Source organism: Bhargavaea ullalensis (assembly GCF_042432615.1).
In the GTDB taxonomy this organism is placed as follows: Bacteria; Bacillota; Bacilli; order Bacillales_A; family Planococcaceae; genus Bhargavaea; species Bhargavaea ullalensis.
In genome coordinates, this window is record NZ_JBHLWY010000026.1 from 32,059 (window position 1) to 50,879 (window position 18,821).

At 58.7% G+C, this 18,821-nt stretch carries 18 protein-coding genes and 1 tRNA gene; 18 read left to right on the forward strand and 1 reads right to left on the reverse strand.

Features of this window, described 5'->3' with window-relative positions; all coding sequences use genetic code 11:
* Positions 1-154 precede the first annotated feature (154 nt).
* The 5 genes from yabP (at position 155) to ACFFIY_RS07010 (ending at position 3,116) form a co-directional block, all read left to right on the forward strand.
* The gene (yabP, locus tag ACFFIY_RS06990) at positions 155-460 is read left to right on the forward strand and encodes a sporulation protein YabP (protein ID WP_354198104.1); all 306 of its coding nucleotides are present in this window, start codon (positions 155-157) and stop codon (positions 458-460) included.
* The gene (gene yabQ / locus ACFFIY_RS06995; RefSeq protein WP_354198106.1) at positions 457-960 is read left to right on the forward strand and encodes a spore cortex biosynthesis protein YabQ; all 504 of its coding nucleotides are present in this window, start codon (positions 457-459) and stop codon (positions 958-960) included. Before yabP ends, yabQ begins: the two co-directional genes overlap by 4 nt.
* Positions 961-1,010: 50 nt before the next feature.
* Positions 1,011-1,475, forward strand: coding sequence for an FtsB family cell division protein (locus ACFFIY_RS07000; protein WP_354198108.1), 465 nt, complete (start codon positions 1,011-1,013; stop codon positions 1,473-1,475).
* Between the two features lie 857 nt (positions 1,476-2,332).
* Positions 2,333-2,770, forward strand: a complete 438-nt coding sequence (locus ACFFIY_RS07005; protein WP_354198110.1) for a S1 domain-containing RNA-binding protein — start codon at positions 2,333-2,335, stop codon at positions 2,768-2,770.
* Between the two features lie 52 nt (positions 2,771-2,822).
* On the forward strand, positions 2,823-3,116 hold the full coding sequence (locus ACFFIY_RS07010) for a hypothetical protein (protein ID WP_354198112.1): 294 nt from the start codon (positions 2,823-2,825) through the stop codon (positions 3,114-3,116).
* Here ACFFIY_RS07010 and ACFFIY_RS07015 read toward each other — a convergent pair.
* Positions 3,117-3,190, reverse strand: a tRNA-Met gene (locus ACFFIY_RS07015). It lies immediately after the preceding gene.
* A gap of 184 nt (positions 3,191-3,374) precedes the next feature.
* Here ACFFIY_RS07015 and ACFFIY_RS07020 point away from each other — a divergent pair.
* The 13 genes from ACFFIY_RS07020 (at position 3,375) to lysS (ending at position 18,482) form a co-directional block, all read left to right on the forward strand.
* Positions 3,375-5,780: a SpoIIE family protein phosphatase gene (locus ACFFIY_RS07020; RefSeq protein ID WP_354198114.1), complete on the forward strand. Its 2,406-nt coding sequence runs from the start codon at positions 3,375-3,377 to the stop codon at positions 5,778-5,780.
* A gap of 83 nt (positions 5,781-5,863) precedes the next feature.
* Complete coding sequence (gene tilS, locus ACFFIY_RS07025) at positions 5,864-7,306, forward strand: tRNA lysidine(34) synthetase TilS (RefSeq protein WP_354198116.1); 1,443 nt, start codon at positions 5,864-5,866, stop codon at positions 7,304-7,306.
* On the forward strand, positions 7,303-7,845 hold the full coding sequence (gene hpt, locus ACFFIY_RS07030) for a hypoxanthine phosphoribosyltransferase (protein ID WP_354198118.1): 543 nt from the start codon (positions 7,303-7,305) through the stop codon (positions 7,843-7,845). The genes tilS and hpt overlap by 4 nt, the downstream gene beginning before the upstream one ends.
* A gap of 124 nt (positions 7,846-7,969) precedes the next feature.
* The gene (gene ftsH / locus ACFFIY_RS07035) at positions 7,970-9,952 is read left to right on the forward strand and encodes an ATP-dependent zinc metalloprotease FtsH (RefSeq protein WP_354198120.1); all 1,983 of its coding nucleotides are present in this window, start codon (positions 7,970-7,972) and stop codon (positions 9,950-9,952) included.
* Between the two features lie 239 nt (positions 9,953-10,191).
* Complete coding sequence (locus ACFFIY_RS07040; protein ID WP_354198142.1) at positions 10,192-10,956, forward strand: type III pantothenate kinase; 765 nt, start codon at positions 10,192-10,194, stop codon at positions 10,954-10,956.
* A 20-nt stretch (positions 10,957-10,976) separates the two neighbouring features.
* Positions 10,977-11,864, forward strand: a complete 888-nt coding sequence (hslO, locus tag ACFFIY_RS07045; protein ID WP_354198124.1) for an Hsp33 family molecular chaperone HslO — start codon at positions 10,977-10,979, stop codon at positions 11,862-11,864.
* Positions 11,845-12,783 carry a peptidyl-prolyl cis-trans isomerase gene (locus ACFFIY_RS07050; RefSeq protein WP_354198126.1) on the forward strand — a complete coding sequence of 313 codons (939 nt, stop codon included), beginning with the start codon at positions 11,845-11,847 and terminating at the stop codon, positions 12,781-12,783. Before hslO ends, ACFFIY_RS07050 begins: the two co-directional genes overlap by 20 nt.
* A gap of 187 nt (positions 12,784-12,970) precedes the next feature.
* Entirely contained in the window at positions 12,971-13,900 is a 930-nt protein-coding gene (gene cysK / locus ACFFIY_RS07055; protein ID WP_354198128.1) for a cysteine synthase A, read from the forward strand.
* A 131-nt stretch (positions 13,901-14,031) separates the two neighbouring features.
* Complete coding sequence (folP, locus tag ACFFIY_RS07060) at positions 14,032-14,883, forward strand: dihydropteroate synthase (RefSeq protein ID WP_354198130.1); 852 nt, start codon at positions 14,032-14,034, stop codon at positions 14,881-14,883.
* Positions 14,884-14,888: 5 nt separating this feature from the next.
* Entirely contained in the window at positions 14,889-15,257 is a 369-nt protein-coding gene (gene folB, locus ACFFIY_RS07065) for a dihydroneopterin aldolase (protein ID WP_354198144.1), read from the forward strand.
* Positions 15,254-15,757, forward strand: a complete 504-nt coding sequence (folK, locus tag ACFFIY_RS07070) for a 2-amino-4-hydroxy-6-hydroxymethyldihydropteridine diphosphokinase (protein ID WP_354198132.1) — start codon at positions 15,254-15,256, stop codon at positions 15,755-15,757. Before folB ends, folK begins: the two co-directional genes overlap by 4 nt.
* A 61-nt stretch (positions 15,758-15,818) precedes the next feature.
* Entirely contained in the window at positions 15,819-16,829 is a 1,011-nt protein-coding gene (gene dusB / locus ACFFIY_RS07075; RefSeq protein WP_354198134.1) for a tRNA dihydrouridine synthase DusB, read from the forward strand.
* 162 nt (positions 16,830-16,991) lie between these two features.
* Positions 16,992-18,482, forward strand: coding sequence for a lysine--tRNA ligase (gene lysS / locus ACFFIY_RS07080; RefSeq protein ID WP_354198136.1), 1,491 nt, complete (start codon positions 16,992-16,994; stop codon positions 18,480-18,482).
* Positions 18,483-18,821: the final 339 nt, after the last annotated feature.

Sequence of the window (18,821 nt, forward strand, 5' to 3'; positions counted from 1 at the left end):
AAAGCCGTCCGCAGATAGATGCGGGCGGTTTTTTTGTCGGGCGGGACAAGGGCAAGGCCCGCATGTGTGGCCGGGATGCTCCCTGTCATGTTTTTGCTGCTGTTCTCATAGAATGCGATGAACGGACAAGGACAAGCAAAAGGGGGAACGATCTATGCAATTCCAGCAAACGGACAACCCGTCGCCGACATACGCCATCCCTTCCGGCGATCACGTGGTCACGATGCGCAACCGGAAGCGGATGGACCTCACTTCCGTGAAGACGATCGACCGGTTCGACCAGGAAGAATTCATCGTCCGGACGTCCCAGGGACAACTCCAGATCAGGGGAGAAGAGCTCCGAATCGTCCATCTTGACGTGGACAAGGGCCTGCTGACCCTCGAGGGGAACGTGAAGACGCTCCAGTACGACGATGAAGACGGCCATTCCCGCAACATCCTCACAAAACTGTTCGGATGATCGTCTCCCAGCAGTTGCTCGGGCTTCTCGCCATGCTTGCAACGGGTGTCCTCGCCACGGCCGCCATCGACGCCGTCCGGACCGCGGCGGGCGGCACTCGGGCGGGGACCGTTCTGGAACTGGCCGCCTGGCTTCTGCTCGGCATCGCAGCCTACGGGGTGCTGTTCGCCGTCCGTGACGGAGAATGGCGATTTTATGACCTGCTGGCTCAACTTTCGGGACTCCTGCTCTATGAATCGGTGTTCTGCCGGCCGTTCCGCCTGGCCGGCCGCCTCATCCGCCTGCTGCTGCTGAGGCCGGCATATCTGATTTTACGCGGAGTCTTTCGGACTATTTTATTCATCATCGGCATTCCGCTGCGCCTGATCCGCTTCGTGCTGAAGTTGCTGCTGAGGCCGTTCCGGCGGCCTTATCGCGCGGTCCGGCACCGTCTCGGAGCCAAAGCAAGAAAAATACGGAAACGACTCCCCCGAAACCCTTTAAAAAAACCAACCATCTGATGTATAATGGATGAAACATGCGATCCATCGATCAGGCAGGGGGACCAGGGATGGAACAACGAAACAGGCAGTCTCAACCGGAACGGCGGCCCGTCACTCCGCTCCAAACTGATTACGTCCGGGCCAAGGAACGCAAAGAACAGATTCGCCAGGCGAGGAAAGTCCGACTCTACCGCCGGCTTGCCGTGTTCGGCCTTGTGGTCGTGCTGGCCTTCGGATGGCTGACGTGGATGATCGTGGAAAAGAACAACGCGCTCGCAGCCAAGCAGCAGGAGAAGGAAGCGGCACTCGCCGAACTCGAAAAGCTGGAAGCCGAAGGCCATGACCTGAAAATCCAGCTCGATAAGCTCGACGATCCGGAGTACATCGCCAAACTCGCCAGAAAAGAATACCTCCTTTCCGAGGAAGGGGAGATCATCTTCACCTTCCCGGACGAGAAGAAAACGAAAAAAGACAAAGACAGCAAAGAAGAGAAAAAAGACAAGGGCGACAGCAAAGAAAGCACCGGAAAGTGACCGGATTCCGCCCCACCGCCTGCCGGACAACGGGCAGGTTTTTTTATTGGAAAAGAATGAGCCGGAATATCGGAGCAGGGGATTGAATATCGGAGCAAGGGATGCGGAATCGGAGCAAGGGACCGAATATCGGAGTAAGGAATGCGGAATCGGAGCAGGGGATTGAATATCGGAGTAAGGGACCAAATATCGGAGTAAGGAATGCGAAATCGGAGCAAGGGACCGAATATCGGAGTAAGGAATGCGAAATCGGAGCAGGGGATTGAATATCGGAGTAAGGGACCAAATATCGGAGTAAGGAATGCGAAATCGGAGCAAGGGTCCGAATATCGGAGTAAGGAACGCAAAATCGGAGCAAGGGACCGAATATCGGAGTAAGGAATGGAATATCGGAGTAAGGGACCAAATATCGGAGTAAGGAATGGAATATCGGAGTAAGGGACCAAATATCGGAGTAAGGAACGCAAAATCGGAGTAAGGAACCAAATTCCGTCGCAGCCCCTCCGTCGAATCCGGTTATCCGGCATCGAAGCATCCCTCCGGTCATCCCCATGCACCTTTCAATCCCGGAGAGCGTGCCCCTGGAAGCAGGCTGACCATCCCGATCAATCCCGCCCTTCGCCCCGCCCTTCGCCGGTCCACACCCCGCACTCCACCGGCCGGGCCATCCGACCCGGCCGCCGATTTCCAGAAAACCATGAGCCCTTGGTCATGCAAACAATTCCAGCCATTTTATTGACACTCTTTTTTTGTCAGTTATAATGAAGTATAAGGGACTTGGAGGGTCAAGACCCCGAATATGCATATGCACGGCTGCAGAGCAGCCCGCTTAATCTTTAAGGAGGAGCATTTTTTTTATGTCAATTGAAGTCGGCAGCAAGGTACAGGGAAAAGTAACAGGCATCACAAACTTCGGGGCGTTCGTCGAGCTGCCTAACGGGAAGACCGGCCTGGTCCACATCAGTGAGGTTGCGGATCATTACGTCAAGGACATCAACGATCTGCTGAAAGTCGGCGACACCGTAGAAGTGAAAGTGATGAATATCGGAAATGACGGGAAGATCGGCCTGTCGATCCGTAAAGCGAAGCCGGAATCCGAGCGCCCGCAGCGTCCGGAACGCCCACAGCGCCCGCGCGGCAACCGTGACGGCGGCGGACATGGCCGCGGCGGCGGCCGGCCGGAGAACTTTGAACAAAAGATGGCCCGGTTCCTTAAAGACAGTGAAGACCGCCTTTCCACGCTCAAGCGAGCAACGGAATCAAAACGCGGCGGCCGGGGTGCGAGAAGAGGCTGACTTGCTGGCTGCTTCGACGGAAAAAAATGATCTCGATCATAGATGGCCCGGCATGAGCCGGGCACGCTTCTGCGGCTTTTCGGACGGATGTCCGAAAAGCTGTCTTTTTATTTTCCGCCGAAAAGCTGTCGAAACCATGCTGTTTCATGTGGAACATCGCCGCACGGTGGCGAAAGCTGTCCGCGCCTCCCCCAGGAATTATCCGCCGGAGCGCGCAATCCGGCCGCCCGGCGCACGGGGTTTATTTCACCGGATTTTAGAAACCGGCATCTCAGATGAACGACAAAAACTACGGGAACGACAAAAAAACCGGCAGCCGGATAAACCGGATGCCGGGCCTTCGTAATGGCGGCAGAGGGGATCGAACCCCCGACCTTACGGGTATGAACCGTACGCTCTAGCCAGCTGAGCTACGCCGCCTCGTGTTAAGACACTCCAATATCATAACCGGGCTTCTGCCGAGTGTCAATCCATTTTTTGAAACAGGGCCGAATGTCACCGATTCCGTCGAAAAGTTTTGTTGAAACGATGCCAGGAACAGACAAATTATCATGCCATGCCCCCGTTATACTCGACACACTGATTCGAACGAGGGGGAATCGAGATGAGGGTATTGGGTAGTGAATCTCTGACAAATGCCGTCTGGCCTGTCCGGAAGTGGCTTGAGACTTTCGGCAAGCGCAAGGTGAAGTGGGGGTTCTCGTTGTTTTTCCTGGCGGCGTCTTTCTTCCTGTCGCGCGCCGTGCTGTTCGGGGCGGCGGTGCCGTTCCTGTTGCCGGTCTGGGCGCTGGCGGCGGTCCGTTACCGTGCTTATCTGCCGCTCGTCATCATCGGCGGGGGGCTCGGCAGCCTGACGGCGGGTCCCGGTCAGGCGGCCATCCACTTGCTGCAGATCGTGCTGTTTCAGGCGGTGATCCGGTTTGCACCGGCGAGAAAGTCGGTGCCTGCGACGGCCGCGATTGCCGTGCTGCTCGTGCAAGTCGGCTGGCAGGCCGTGTCTTACGCCGGATCGGTTCCCGGGGATGTCTGGTTCTTTGTCGGATGCGAGGCACTGCTGACCCTCTTCATGGGCCTGTTCCTGTTTTCCGTCGTGACGCCCGTCCACCGATTCCTGCATGAACGGTGGACGGCCGAGCGGGCGGGGGCCGCATTCATCGTCGGTGCCTTCATCATCACGGGGATGGGCGGGGCGGTGTTCGGCTATTTCTCCCTGCCGTCCGTGTTGATCCACCTGGCCATCCTGTTTGCCGTGTCGGTCGGCGGGCTTGCAGCAGGCACGGCCGCCGCCGTCGTGATCGGATCGATCGTGAGCGTTTCCGATCTGTCGTTCAGCGGAATGATCGCCCTGTATGCGCTCACCGGATTCTGCGCGGGCGCCGCGTACCGGATCGGCAAAATCGGCATCGCGCTCGCAGGCCCGCTCGCATCGGTGTTCTTCTATATGTATGACGCCACCCTGCCGCTTGATTCCGTGCATTTCATGTCTCTGGCACTGGCGACGCTGCTGTTCCTCGCGATTCCGCAACGCTGGATCGACGGCTGCCGGACGCGGATTTATCCGGACCGCACAGGCCAGTCGGAACGCAGAAGGCGCTGGCTGGAAGAAAAGATGGACAGCCAGCTGCATGATTTCCACCAGTTTGCCCATTTCATGTCCCGTCTTGTCGGCGAGCATGCGGATGAACAGGAAGCGGGCATCCGCCATGAGCCGCCGTCGATCTGTCATACGTGCTTCCGCAGGGACAAGTGCTGGGGAGGCGAGGGGGAGGGCATCGTGCCGGCGATCGATGAATGGATGGCTGCACAGGCGTCATCGCGCGGTGCAAGGATCCGGGCGGAAGAGCGGCTCGGCTACCGCTGCGTCCGCCCGCAGGGACTTATCCGCCAGCTGGAGGAAGACTACTCGGCCGCCGTCCTGAACAGCCAGCTCCACCACGGGCGGAAAATGCTGGCTCTCCAGCTGCGCGACATGAGCCGCCATCTGAACGACATGATGATGAATATGAAGGAAGAGATCAAATCATTCCAGCCTGAGGAAGAAGAACTGTCCGGCCGTCTCCACGAGCTCGGCATCCCTCACTTCCAGGTGGACATCCTGTCCGAGGAACAGGGGTCGAGAAAACTCGTCCTGTCCCTGCCTGAACAGAAAGCCGAGTGGGAAACGGAGCGGATGGTGGCGGAGCGGCTCATCATGCCTGTGCTTCAGGAGATGTACGGGGAGCCGTTCGAAGTCGAGAAATCAATCTGGCTGGAGGAGCCGTTCCCGCACATGCAGATGACGTTCATTTCGGCGGTCCGGTTCACGATGGACTACGCGGTCGTGTCTTCTTCAAAAGACGGAACGTTCCACGCCGGCGATGCCCACGAGGTATTCCAGCTGCACGACGGGCTGGCCGCCGTCATCCTGTCCGACGGAATGGGTTCGGACATCCACGCATACCGTGAAAGCCGGAAAGTGATCCGCCTCATGAGGGAATGCCTGAACCGCCGGATGGATCCGGAGACGGCGATGCACACCCTCCACTATGTGATGTCGCTGAAAGGCGGCGACATGTACGCGACGGTCGACCTCGCGCTCATCGACCTGCAGGACGGCCGGCTCTGGTCGTGGAAGGCGGGTTCCATGACGACGTACATCAGCAGGGGCGGGCGGCTCATGAAGCTGGAAGGCTCGACGGCACCGTTCGGTTTCCTTCCGTCCTTCTCGGTTGATGCGAAGCGGCACGGGCTGAAGGCGGGAGACACGATCATCATGATGACGGACGGCATGTTCGCGCCCGGCACGGAACCCGCCCAGCAGGAACGTGTCCTCAGCTCCATCCTGGCCAAGTGCGAAGATGCGGGGCCGGAGCGGACGGCGGACCTGGTCATGCAGGAACTGGCGAGAAAGTTCCGCCTTCCTGCAGACGACCGGACCGTCATCGCGGTCAAAATAGAGCACACCGTCCAGAAATGGTCCATTTTCAAGCCGAATCCGAAGGTTACCGGGAAGGAAACGGTGGTAAGATAGTTAGAACACAGGAATGCCGGCCAGCGCCTTGTCGCGAGCCGGCCATTTCCAAAACGGCACAGAGAAATAAAGGAGGTGCGCCGATGCACAAACTCGAACGGGCGGCGGCGGAGTTTATGGCGGAGTACAAGCTGGACGCCGGGGAAAGCCGCCTGCTCGTTGCCTGCTCCGGAGGCCCCGACTCCATCGCCCTCCTGCATGTTCTGGTTGATGCGGCGCCGGCGCTCGGGCTTCAAATCGGCTGCGCTCACGTCGACCATATGCTCCGCGGCGAAGAGTCGGCGGAAGATGCACGCTTTGTCCGCGCAGCCTGTGCGCGGCTCGGCGTGCCTTTCCATGGAGCCGCCATCCCGGTCGGCGAGCTCGTGAAAGAGCGGGGAGGAAACGTCCAGGATGTCTGCAGGACGGAACGATACCGCTTTTTCGAAGAAGTGCTGGAGTCGGGCGGTTATGGGCTGCTCGCCACCGCCCATCATGCCGACGATGTCCTGGAAACCGTGCTTATGCGGCTCGTGCGGGGCACCTCCGAATCGGCGCCCGGCATCCCGCCGGTGCGCCCGTTCGGCCCCGGCCTGGTCATCCGGCCGTTCATCGGTGCGGCGCGCGAAGATGTCATGGACTATCTGTCGGCGAATAAAATTCAATTCCGGACCGATCCGTCGAACGCGAAACCGGATTACACGCGGAACCGGTTCCGTCACCGGATCGTGCCGCTGCTTCTGGAAGAAAGCCCGGACGCCGCCCGCCGAGTGGCCGCGTGGGACATGGAACGGCGTGAGGATGAGGCATTCCTCGGAGAACTTGCCGGGGCAAGGTTCGGGGAAGCGGTCCGGCTGCTTGACGGCAGCGGCGCCGTCGTGGACACCGCACGTTTTTCGGGCATGCCATCTGCTTTACAAAGACGCCTGATTCCCATACTATTAGACTATCTATACCGCCCCGGTCCGGCCCCGTCCGGCATGCGTCTTGCCGGACTGATCAGGAGTGAGCTCCTGAAGGCGGACGGGAGCGGAACGGTCGATTTGCCGGGCGGCTGGCGCCTGGACAGAACTTACAGCCGTGCGGAGTTCAGGAAACAGGATGAAGGCCGGTCCGGAAACCGGACGGCGCCGGTTCCGTTTCCGGAAGGCAGCTGGATCAACGCCGGCAACGGCCTGCAGCTGTTCTGGTCGGAGTGCGGCGCCGCACCCGGGATCCTTCCGGGGAGCGGGACGGACGTCCTTTACTTTGATGAAGGGCCTTCGTTCCCCCCGTCGGCGGTCAGACCTCCGGCAGAGGGGGACCGGCTCCTTCTCCCGAACATGGAGAAGCCGAAGCGGGTTTCCCGGATCTTCATCGACGAGAAAATTCCAAGGGACAGACGGGCGGGATGGCCGCTCGTCACCGGCCGGGACGGCCGTGTCATCGCAGTGCCGGGCATCCGCTATGGTGCCGGTTTCACGCGGGACGCGGCTGCCGGCCGCCGGTACATATTCATCGTGAAGGACGCGGACGGAGCGGCCCACGCACAGGAGGATGCAAAATGATTGGCAACGATATTGAAAAGACCCTCATCTCCGAGGAACAGATTCAGGAGAAGATCCGCGAGCTCGGCACAGAGCTGACAAAAGAATATGAAGGCAAGTTTCCGCTGGCGATCGGCGTCCTCAAAGGCGCACTCCCGTTCATGAGCGATCTCATCAAGCAGTTCGACGGCTATATCGAGATCGACTTCATGGACGTATCAAGCTACGGAAATGCAACCGTCTCCTCGGGCGAAGTGAAGATCGTCAAAGACCTCAACACGAGCGTCGAAGGCCGTGACGTCCTCATCATCGAAGACATCATCGACAGCGGCAAGACACTGAGCTATCTCGTCGACCTGCTGAAATACCGGAAAGCGAAGTCCATCAAGATCGTCACGCTGCTCGACAAGCCGACGGGCCGCAAGGTGGACCTCAAGGCAGACATGGTCGGATTCGAAGTGCCGGACGCTTTTGTCGTCGGCTACGGATTGGACTACGCGGAAAAATACCGGAATCTACCATATATTGGTGTTTTGAAGAAAGAAATCTATTCATTCTGAGGAAAAAAGAGGAACCGGATACGCCTGCCGGTACCTTTTCCAAGACAGAGCCTTTTCCTTTGGCGGGCGTGTAATCGTGTGATAAGATTTACTATAGTTTTCTTTTATGGTGAGGAGGCTCGGGATGAACCGAATATTAAGGTATACCATCTTGTACGGCCTGATTTTCCTCGTGATCATGGGGATTTTTGGATCGTTCAATAACCCGAATACCAAAACAGACAATCTGACGTACAATGATTTCCTTTCATCACTTTCCGGCGGTGAGGTCAAAGAAGCAACAATCCAGCCGAACCAGCTCGTTTACGAAGTGCGCGGGGTGCTGAAGGACGCCAAGGAAGGCGAAACCTTCATTGTCAACATCCCGCCGGACAATGAACAGCTCATGAATGAGATCGACCGCGTTGCGGATCAGACCGATACGAAGATCACCTTCCTGCCGGCTCCTCAATCAAGCGGCTGGGTCCAGTTCCTTACAGGGCTCATCCCATTCATCATCATCATCATTCTCTTCTTCTTCCTCTTGAACCAGGCCCAGGGCGGCGGAAACAAGGTTATGAACTTCGGCAAGAGCAAAGCGAAGCTCTATAACGAAGAGAAGAAGAAAGTCACGTTCGACGACGTGGCCGGCGCCGACGAGGAGAAACAGGAACTCGTCGAGGTCGTTGATTTCCTGAAAGACCCGCACAAGTTCGACAATATCGGCGCCCGCATTCCGAAAGGGATTCTCCTTGTCGGGCCTCCGGGTACCGGTAAAACCCTCCTTGCGCGCGCAGTTGCGGGCGAAGCGGGCGTTCCGTTCTTCTCCATCTCGGGTTCCGACTTCGTCGAGATGTTCGTCGGTGTCGGGGCATCCCGTGTGCGCGACCTGTTCGAAACAGCGAAGAAGAACTCGCCGGGCATCATCTTCATCGATGAAATCGACGCAGTCGGCCGCCAGCGCGGCGCCGGCCTCGGGGGCGGTCACGACGAGCGCGAGCAGACGCTCAACCAGCTCCTCGTCGAGATGGATGGCTTCGGCGAAAACGAAGGCATCATCATCATCGCCGCGACGAACCGTCCGGACATCCTGGACCCGGCACTTCTTCGCCCGGGCCGGTTTGACCGCCAGATCACGGTCGGACGCCCGGATGTCAAGGGCCGTGAAGCCGTGCTGAAAGTCCATGCCCGCAACAAGCCGTTGGCGGAAAGCGTCGACCTCAAGGCGATCGCTGCGCGCACACCGGGCTTCTCCGGTGCGGACCTCGAGAACCTCCTGAACGAAGCGGCGCTCGTTGCCGCCCGCCGCAACAAAAAGATGATCGACATGCTCGACATCGACGAGGCGACAGACCGTGTCATTGCGGGTCCTGCCAAGAAGAGCCGCGTCATCTCCGAGAAGGAACGCAATATCGTCGCCTTCCACGAAGCCGGGCACGTCGTCATCGGGCTGACGCTCGACGAGGCGGAGATGGTCCACAAAGTGACGATCGTTCCTCGCGGCCAGGCCGGCGGCTACGCCGTCATGCTGCCGAAAGAGGACCGGTACTTCATGACGAAGCCGGAACTGTTCGACAAAGTGGCCGGGCTCCTCGGCGGCCGCGCCTCCGAAGAAATTGTCTTCGGCGAAGTGTCGACGGGTGCGCACAATGACTTCCAGCGCGCAACCGGCATTGTCCGCCAGATGGTCACCGAATACGGGATGAGCGACAAGCTCGGACCGATGCAATTCGGCCAGAGCCAGGGCGGCAATGTCTTCCTTGGACGGGACATCGGCTCGGAACAGAACTACTCCGACAAGATCGCCTATGAGATTGACCAGGAAATGCAAGCCATGATCAAGGAACAATATGAGCGGACGAAGAAAATCCTCACTGAACGCCGTGAGCTGCTCAACCTGATCGCCACGACGCTTCTCGAGAAGGAAACGCTCGACGCGCGTGAGATCAAGCATCTTGAAGACCACGGCCGGCTGCCGGACCCGCTTCCGGTGGCTGAGGAAATAGAAGCGGATGCCGAAGTGACGCCGGATTCCACAGGTGCCCCGACGGATCCTTCCGCAGGCGACCTTCCCCACGGGGACTCGGGCGATGAACCGCTCGACCCGATCCGCGAAGACCGCCGCTGATCAACACTTTTAATCAGAAGCCGTCCGTCCCGCTTTGGGACGGACGGCTTTTTTCGTCTGCGGAATGAGGGGGAGGAAATGCGCCAAAGATAAGAAGGGAGGAGGAAGCGTGCAGGGCGTTCTCTCTCGGGCAAAACACTGCCGTCCCAGGACAAACCGTTATTCAGGTGTACGTGCTTTTGAAGCGGGGCCGGGTGTGGTATGATGTTTTGGAAACTGGGAGAAGCGAGGAAATGGCCATGATTTTGGTGATGGATACTGGCAATACGAATATTGTACTCGGCGTCTATGACGGCGACGAGCTGAAATATCAGTGGCGGATGGGCACGAACCGACACAAGACCGAAGATGAATTCGGCATGCAGGTGAAAGCGCTTTTTGAGCACGCCGGCCTGAACATGGCAGACGTCGAGGGCATCATCATTTCCTCCGTCGTTCCGCCGATCATGTTCGCCCTTGAGCATATGTGCCAAAAATACTTTGGCCTCAAACCGCTCGTGGTCGGGCCCGGAGTCAAGACGGGGCTGAACATCAAGTACGAGAATCCGCGTGAAGTCGGGGCTGACCGGATCGTCAACGCGGTGGCCGGCATCCATGAATATGGAAGCCCGCTCATCATCGTGGACTTTGGGACGGCCACAACACTCTGCTATATCAATGAACGCAGCGAATACATGGGCGGCGTCATCGCGCCGGGGATCGGCATTTCGACAGAGGCTTTGTTCGAGCGTGCCTCGAAACTTCCGCGCGTTGAACTCGTCCGTCCCGAACAGGTGCTGGGGAAAAACACGGTCGCGGCCATGCAGGCCGGCATCGTGTACGGCTACGTCGGACAAGTCGAGGGACTCATCGGCCGGATCAAGGACATGGCCGGCGTGGATCCGACCGTCATCGCGACCGGCGGGCTTGCCCCGCTCATCTCGGCGGAGACGGACGCCATCGATGTGGTGGATGGCAAATTGACGCTCAAAGGCCTCAAGCTGATTTACGACAGAAACCAATAACTGATTGAGAGGGATTCAACATGTCTGATTATATTGTCAGGGGTTTGGCGTTTGACGGGACGATCCGCGTCATGGGAGCAAGGACGACCGATACGGTTGCAGAAGCCCAGCGCCGCCACGGCACTTGGCCGACGGCAAGCGCCGCGCTCGGACGCGTGATGACCGGCACGGTGATGCTCGGTGCCATGCTGAAAGGCGATGACCAGGTCACCGTCAAGGTCGAAGGCGACGGCCCGGCAGGCCCGATCCTCGCCGATGCGAATGCCCACGGGGAAGTGCGCGGCTATATCACGCATCCGAATGTGCATTTTGACTTGAATGAACAAGGGAAGCTCGACGTCCGCCGTGCGGTCGGCACGAACGGGATGTTTTCCGTCGTGAAGGACCTCGGCCTCCGCGACTACTTCACGGGACAGGTTCCGATTGTTTCGGGCGAGATTGCAGAAGACTTCACTCAGTACTTGACGGTGTCCGAGCAAGTGCCGTCCGCGGTCAGCCTCGGCGTCCTCGTCAATCCGGACAACTCGATCCTCGCGGCGGGCGGCTTCATCATCCAGGTGATGCCGGGTGCGACCGATGAGACGATCACCCTGCTGGAAGAAAAGCTGTCTGCCGCACGTCCGGTTTCCCGCCAGATCGATGCAGGACTGACACCCGAAGAAATCCTGCAGGAAGTGCTCGGCGAAGAAAATGTCGAATTCATCGACAAGCTGCCGGTCGCTTTCCATTGCAACTGCTCCAAAGAGCGTTTCGGCAATGCAATTGTCGGCCTCGGCGCCGATGAAATCCGCGACATGATCGAGGAAGACGGCGGTGCCGAAGCACAGTGCCATTTCTGCATGGAGACATACCAATTCTCGAAAGAAGAACTGGAAGGATACCTGAAGGATGCGCAAGGCGGGGAATGAGTCTGACCGTCAGAAGACGAAACGCCGGCTGAAGACAAAGCCCGTCCTCGCGGTTCTCGGAATCCTGCTCGCCGGAAATCTGCTCTGGTTTACCCTGTGGGCGACGAAGGACGGACGATCGTCCGCTGCGGAGGGCGGCGAACAGGTGGCGAATGTCGGCAAGACATCGATCAGCCGGGAAGCCTGGATGTCGGCGATGGAGAAACAGTATGGGCGGGAAACGCTCCGTGAGCTGGTCAACCAGGCCGTCATGGAAGCGGCCGCCGAAAAGTACGGCATCAAAGTGACGGACGGGGAAGTCGACCTGGAATTGGCACTCCTGCGTGCGGACGGAGAGGGAACCGGGGAAGCCTCCGGCGACCCGGACGATCCCGCTCTCCGGGAGCAGGTGAAGTCCCGCCTCATCCTGGAAAAAGTGCTCACAAAGGATGTGCTCGTCGACGACAAGGACATCAAGCGCTATTACGATGAAAACGAAGCGCTTTATGACGTGAAAACGAGTTACCGGGTCTCCGCAATCTTTTTGCCTGATGAGGCAGAAGCGGAAAAGACGCTCAAGGAGCTCAAAAACGGCTCTTCGTTCGGCGTCCTGGCCAAAGAACGGTCCACCGACGCGGCATCGGCCAGCCTCGGAGGCGATATCGGCTATGTGAACGAGTCTTCCGAGAACATCGATCCTGCCATCGTCAAGACGGTCGGGAAGATGAAAGAAGGAGAAAACGCAGGGCCGGTCAAGCTGGCGGACGGAACCGCCGCTGTTCTCCACTCTTCCGGCGTGTATGAAGGCCGGTCGTTCAAGTTCAAGGAAGTGAAGGATCAGATCCGGCGGGAACTGGCCCTTGAGCAGCTCACCCAATCCGTCACGCCCGAGGCATTCTGGGATGAATTTGACGCCAAGTGGTTCTACGGCAATGAATAAACAGACAGCATGCCTCCGGGCGTGCTTTTTTGTTTTATTGGGTTCACCGTGACCAAAAAAGTGTATGGCCGGGACAAAAGGGAAAAGAACCATATGCGTTTGTTGCGGATTGACAGCCGGCGGCATACATTGTTATGATGGGTGGAATAAAACCGATTTGATTAATAGGGATTAGGAGTGATCTGGAATGAAGACGAGGGTCGGAAATTCGGTGGCGGATCTTGTCGGGGGGACGCCGCTCGTGAAAGTGAACCGCCTGACAGGGGCCAATGATGCGGATGTCTACCTGAAGCTCGAGTACTTCAACCCGGGAAGCAGCGTCAAGGACCGGATTGCACTGGCCATGATCGAAGCCGCCGAAAAAAGCGGAAAGCTGAAGGAAGGCGACACGATCATCGAGCCGACGAGCGGGAACACGGGAATCGGCCTGGCCATGATCGCCGCTGCAAAAGGCTACAAATCGGTCATCGTCATGCCGGACACGATGAGCATGGAACGCCGGAACCTGCTTCGCGCATTCGGTGCAGAGCTCGTCCTGACGCCCGGTGCGGACGGCATGAAAGGCGCCATCAAGAAAGCGGACGAACTGGCTGAAAAAAACGGCTGGTATTTGCCGCAGCAGTTTGAGAACGAGTCGAACCCGGAATTCCACCGGCTGACGACCGGACCGGAAATCGCGGACTCCCTTGACCAAGTGGATGCCTTCATCTCAGCCGTCGGCACAGGCGGAACGATCACGGGCGTCGGCGAGGTACTGAAGGAGCGGTTCCCGGACGTCAAAATCATCGCGGTCGAGCCGACGAAATCGCCGGTTCTGTCCGGCGGCCAGCCGGGTCCCCACAAAATCCAGGGCATCGGCGCCGGTTTTGTGCCGAAAGTGCTGGATACCGATATTTACGACGAGATCATTCAAGTGTCTGATGAGGATGCATACGACACTGCCCGCAAAGCCGCCCGCCAGGAAGGGGTGCTCGGAGGTGTTTCTTCGGGAGCCGCCATCCACGCCGCGCTTGAAACGGCGAAAAATCTCGGCAGGGGCAAGACGGTCGTCGCGATCATCCCGTCAAACGGCGAGCGCTACCTGAGCACGCCGCTCTATCAGTTTGACGAACAATAAGAACGCTCCGAAGAGTGCCGCGTGCACTCTTTTTTTGCGCGGATTTCGGGTTTTATTGACAACGCGCTGCAAGAAGGCGATAAAATAGACGGTATCAGGCGGCGCAGGCCGCTTTGCTTGGAGGTTATCGGATGAAATTCAACGGCTCGGACGGCCGCTTCCAGATCGGCGGCACGTCCTTTGATCTCAATACAGAAACAGTCATCATGGGCATCCTGAATGTCACGCCTGACTCGTTTTCCGACGGGGGCCGTCATAACGGCACAGAGGATGCGGTCCGACATGCCCTGCGCATGAGGGACGAGGGCGCAAAGATCATCGATGTCGGCGGCGAATCCACCCGGCCTGGCCACACGGTCATCTCGGCCGACGAAGAGCTGTCCCGGATTGTGCCCGTCATCGAACGGCTGAAGGAAGAAGAAGGAATCTGCCTGTCGGTTGATACGTACAAGGCGGAAGTGGCCAGAGGCGCGCTTGACGCCGGCGCACACATTCTCAACGATATTTGGGGCGCGAAGCGGGAACCGGAGATCGCCCGTCTGGCGGCGGAGCGGGACGTGCCCATCATCCTGATGCACAACCGGGACGTGGCCGAATATGGTGATTTCTGGCCGGAAGCGAAGGCCGACCTTGAAGAAAGCCTCCGGATTGCAAAGGATGCCGGTGTTCCGGACCGCAACATCTGGCTTGACCCGGGCATCGGGTTCGGCAAGGACACCCGCCATAACATTATGATGATGCAGCACCTCGACGATCTCGTAGCGATGGGCTATCCGGTGCTGCTCGCGACTTCCCGCAAGCGGATGATCGGCAATATCCTCGGCCTGCCGGTGGACGAGCGGATGGAAGGAACCGGCGCCACCGTCTGCTACGGCATCCAGAAGGGCTGCCGGATGGTGCGTGTGCATGACGTAAAGGAAATGTCCCGGATGGCCGCGATGATGGACGTGCTCACCGGGAGAACGGAGTACGAGGGGGCATGAAAAAATTGGACTTTATTCACCTTCATGAAATGGAATTCTACGGCTACCACGGCGTACTGCCCGAGGAAAATAAAATCGGCCAGCGGTTCCGCGTGTCGCTGTCCCTGGCCGTCGACCTGGCAGGAGCGGGGCGGACGGATGACCTGGAACTCACCGTGAACTATGCGGACGTGTTCGGACTGGTCCGTGATGTCGTCGAAGGGGAGCCGGTCAAGCTCATCGAGACGGTGGCCGAGCGGATTGCCAAACGCGTCCTCGCTGCCTTTCCCGGAAAGGTGTCGGGATGCCGGGTGCGTGTGCTGAAGCCCGACCCGCCGATTCCGGGCCATTACCGGGGAGTTGAAGTGGACATCACGAGGGGGCGGTTCTCGTGAACACGGCCTACCTGTCGATCGGCACGAATATGGGAGACCGGGAGACCCACCTCCGGGAAGCGGTCCGGATGCTCGGAGACCTGCCTTCGACGAGAGTGGACGGGGTGTCATCCATTTACGAGACGGATCCGGTCGGGTTCGAGGAACAGCCGGCTTTTCTTAACATGGCCGTCCGTCTGAAGACGGAATTGGCTGCGGAGGAATTACTCGGGGAATGCCAGCGGATCGAGTCGGAGCTCGGCCGGGTGCGCACGGTCCGGTGGGGCCCGCGGACGGCGGATCTTGACATCCTGCTGTTCAATGATGAAGGCGTGCAGACGGAGAAGCTGACGGTTCCGCATCCGCGCATGCACGAGCGTGCGTTTGTCCTGGTTCCGCTTCTTGAACTCGAGCCGGGGATCCGTCCCGTGCTGGAGAGGCGTTTCCCCGGATTTCCGGCGGTGAATCTTGAAGAAGGAATCAGGCTCAGGCAGCCCGGCGGCGAGGCAGAGCCGGAATGACGGCCGTCGCAGCGGCGGTATTTATGGACAGTCGCAGTCTTTGGTTACGGGAGGAAGCAGCATGGCAGAATTGAACAGGCCGTTTGAGATCGGCGGCATCAGGATGGACAACCGGGTGGTCCTCGCTCCGATGGCGGGTGTGTGCAACTCGGCGTTCCGGCTGACTGTGAAGGAGTTCGGGGCCGGTCTGGTGTATGCTGAGATGATCAGTGACAAGGGGATCGTCCAGCGCAATGAGAAGACGATGGACATGCTGTACATCGATGAGCGGGAGTACCCGCTGTCGCTCCAGATCTTCGGCGGCGACAAAGAAACACTTGTGGAAGCGGCGCAGTATGTCGACAAGAGTTCCAACGCCGACATCATCGACATCAACATGGGCTGTCCGGTCAATAAGATCATCCGCTGCGAGGCGGGGGCGAAATGGCTGCTCGACCCGGACAAAATCCATGAGATGGTGTCTGCGGTCGTTTCGGCCGTCGACAAGCCGGTCAGCGTGAAGATGCGGATCGGCTGGGATGAAGAACATCTGCTCGGGGTCGAAAATGCCCGGGCGGCGGAAGCGGCGGGCGCTGCAGCCATTGCGGTCCACGGGCGCACGCGCGTCCAGATGTATGAAGGCACGGCAAACTGGGACTGGATCCGCAAAATGAAGGAGTCCGTGAACATACCGGTGATCGGCAACGGCGACGTGGAAACGCCGCAGGACGCCGGGCGGATGATCGCGGAAACCGGCGTCGACGGGGTCATGATCGGCCGCGCGGCGCTCGGGGACCCGTGGATGATCTACCGGACGGTGAAGTACCTGGAGACGGGTGAACTCATCGCGCAGCCGACGCCGCGCGAGAAGATGGATGTGTGCCTGCTCCATTTTAAGCGACTCGTACAACTCAAGGGAGAGTTTGTGGCGGTGCGGGAAATGCGCAAGCACGCGGCCTGGTATCTGAAAGGAATCCGCGGCAACGCCCATATCCGCAAAGCGATCAACGGGGCGGAATCGGCCGGCGAGTTCACTGCGCTGCTGAACGGGTTTGCAGATGAGGCACGGGCGATTGAGCCGAGTGCCGTGTGAGAAGATCGGGGGCTGCCGCGGCTGCGGCGGCCCTTTCGCCGTTGAGGGGAGCCGCGGGAAGCATGCCGGCGGAGAAATGATGTGAACAACCGCGCCGGATTGTGTACAATGAAGGCATGACTGTTAATTCGGCCCACGTGAAGATAAAGGAGAGGAAGACGTATGTCGCATCTGGATGAATTGAACGATCAGCTCGTGGTGAGGCGCGAGAAGATGGCGGAAATGAGGGAGAACGGCCTGGATCCGTTCGGCGGCCGTTTTGAGCGCTCGCACCTCACGTCGCAGATCAAGGACGAGTTCGGCGAAAAGTCGAAGGAGGACCTGGAATCGGAAGGGCATGAAGTGACGATCGCCGGCCGCATCATGACCAAGCGCGGCAAAGGGAAGGCGGGCTTTGCCCATATCCAGGACCTTGACGGGCAGATCCAGATCTATGTGCGCAAAGACGACATCGGGGAAGAGGCCTACGAGCAGTTTCTGTCAGCGGACCTTGGTGACATTGTCGGTGTGAAGGGTACGGTGTTCCGGACGAAAGTCGGCGAACTGTCGGTCCGTGCGCAGGAATTCACTTTCCTTACGAAAGCGCTCCGTCCGCTGCCGGACAAGTTCCACGGACTGAAGGATGTCGAACAACGCTATCGCCAGCGCTACCTGGACCTGATCACATCCGAGGAAAGCAAGGAGACATTCCTGACGCGCAGCCGGATCATCCGCTCGATCCGACACTATCTGGACGGACACGGCTTCCTGGAAGTCGAAACGCCGATGCTCCACAGCATCGCCGGCGGAGCGGCCGCACGTCCGTTCATCACCCACCACAACACGCTCGACATGGAGCTTTATATGAGGATCGCCATCGAACTGCACTTGAAGCGGCTCATCGTGGGCGGGCTTGAAAAAGTGTATGAGATCGGCCGGGTGTTCCGGAATGAGGGGATTTCGACCCGCCACAACCCGGAATTCACGATGCTCGAGCTTTACGAAGCCTATGCGGACTTCCAGGACGTCATGGAATTGACGGAGAACCTGATTTCCCATGTGGCGCAGGAAGTGCTCGGCACGTCCAAGGTCATGTACGCCGGGGAAGAGATCGATCTTTCCCCTGGCTGGAAGAGGCTCCACATGGCGGATGCCGTAAAAGAATACACCGGCGTCGACTTCTGGCAGCAGATGACGAAGGAAGAAGCCCATGCACTCGCAAAAGAACACGGCATCGAAGTGCGTCCGACGATGGAAGTCGGCCATATCCTCAATGAATTCTTCGAGCAGAAGGTGGAGGAACAGCTCGTCCAGCCGACGTTCATCTTTGGCCACCCGGTTGAAATCTCTCCGCTTGCCAAGAAGAACCCGGAGGACGGCCGCTTCACGGACCGGTTTGAGCTCTTCATCGTCCGCCGTGAGCATGCGAATGCCTTCACGGAGCTGAATGACCCGATCGACCAGCGCCAGCGTTTTGAAGCACAGCTCGTCGAGAAGGAGCAGGGCAACGATGAGGCCCATGAGATGGATGAGGACTTCATTGAAGCGCTCGAATACGGCATGCCGCCGACCGGGGGCCTGGGAATCGGCATCGACCGGCTCATCATGCTGCTCACCGACTCGGCATCGATCCGGGACGTCCTGCTTTTCCCGCAGATGCGCCAGCGCGACTGATTGGATGATGGATGATACTGGCCGCCCGTTCCCCGTGTTTGGGAACGGGCGGTTGTTTTTATGGGTTGAAGCCAAGTCGGCAGGCAAGCAAGCGAAAGTGAACATTCCGACTATGCGAGAAAGGCTTGCGAGGATCGGGAGACGGTGGTATATTAATCAACGTTGTGATTTTAACCGATCACGGCAACGAAAAAAGAAGTTAAAAAAGTTGTTGACTCGGCCGGCGGCCGGTGCTATACTAATAAAGTCGCCAAAACGAGCGGCAACGAACTGAACCTTGAAAACTGAACAGCAAAACGCTGATAAAATTGTTTTCGGATCCCGACCCCGTCGGGTGAA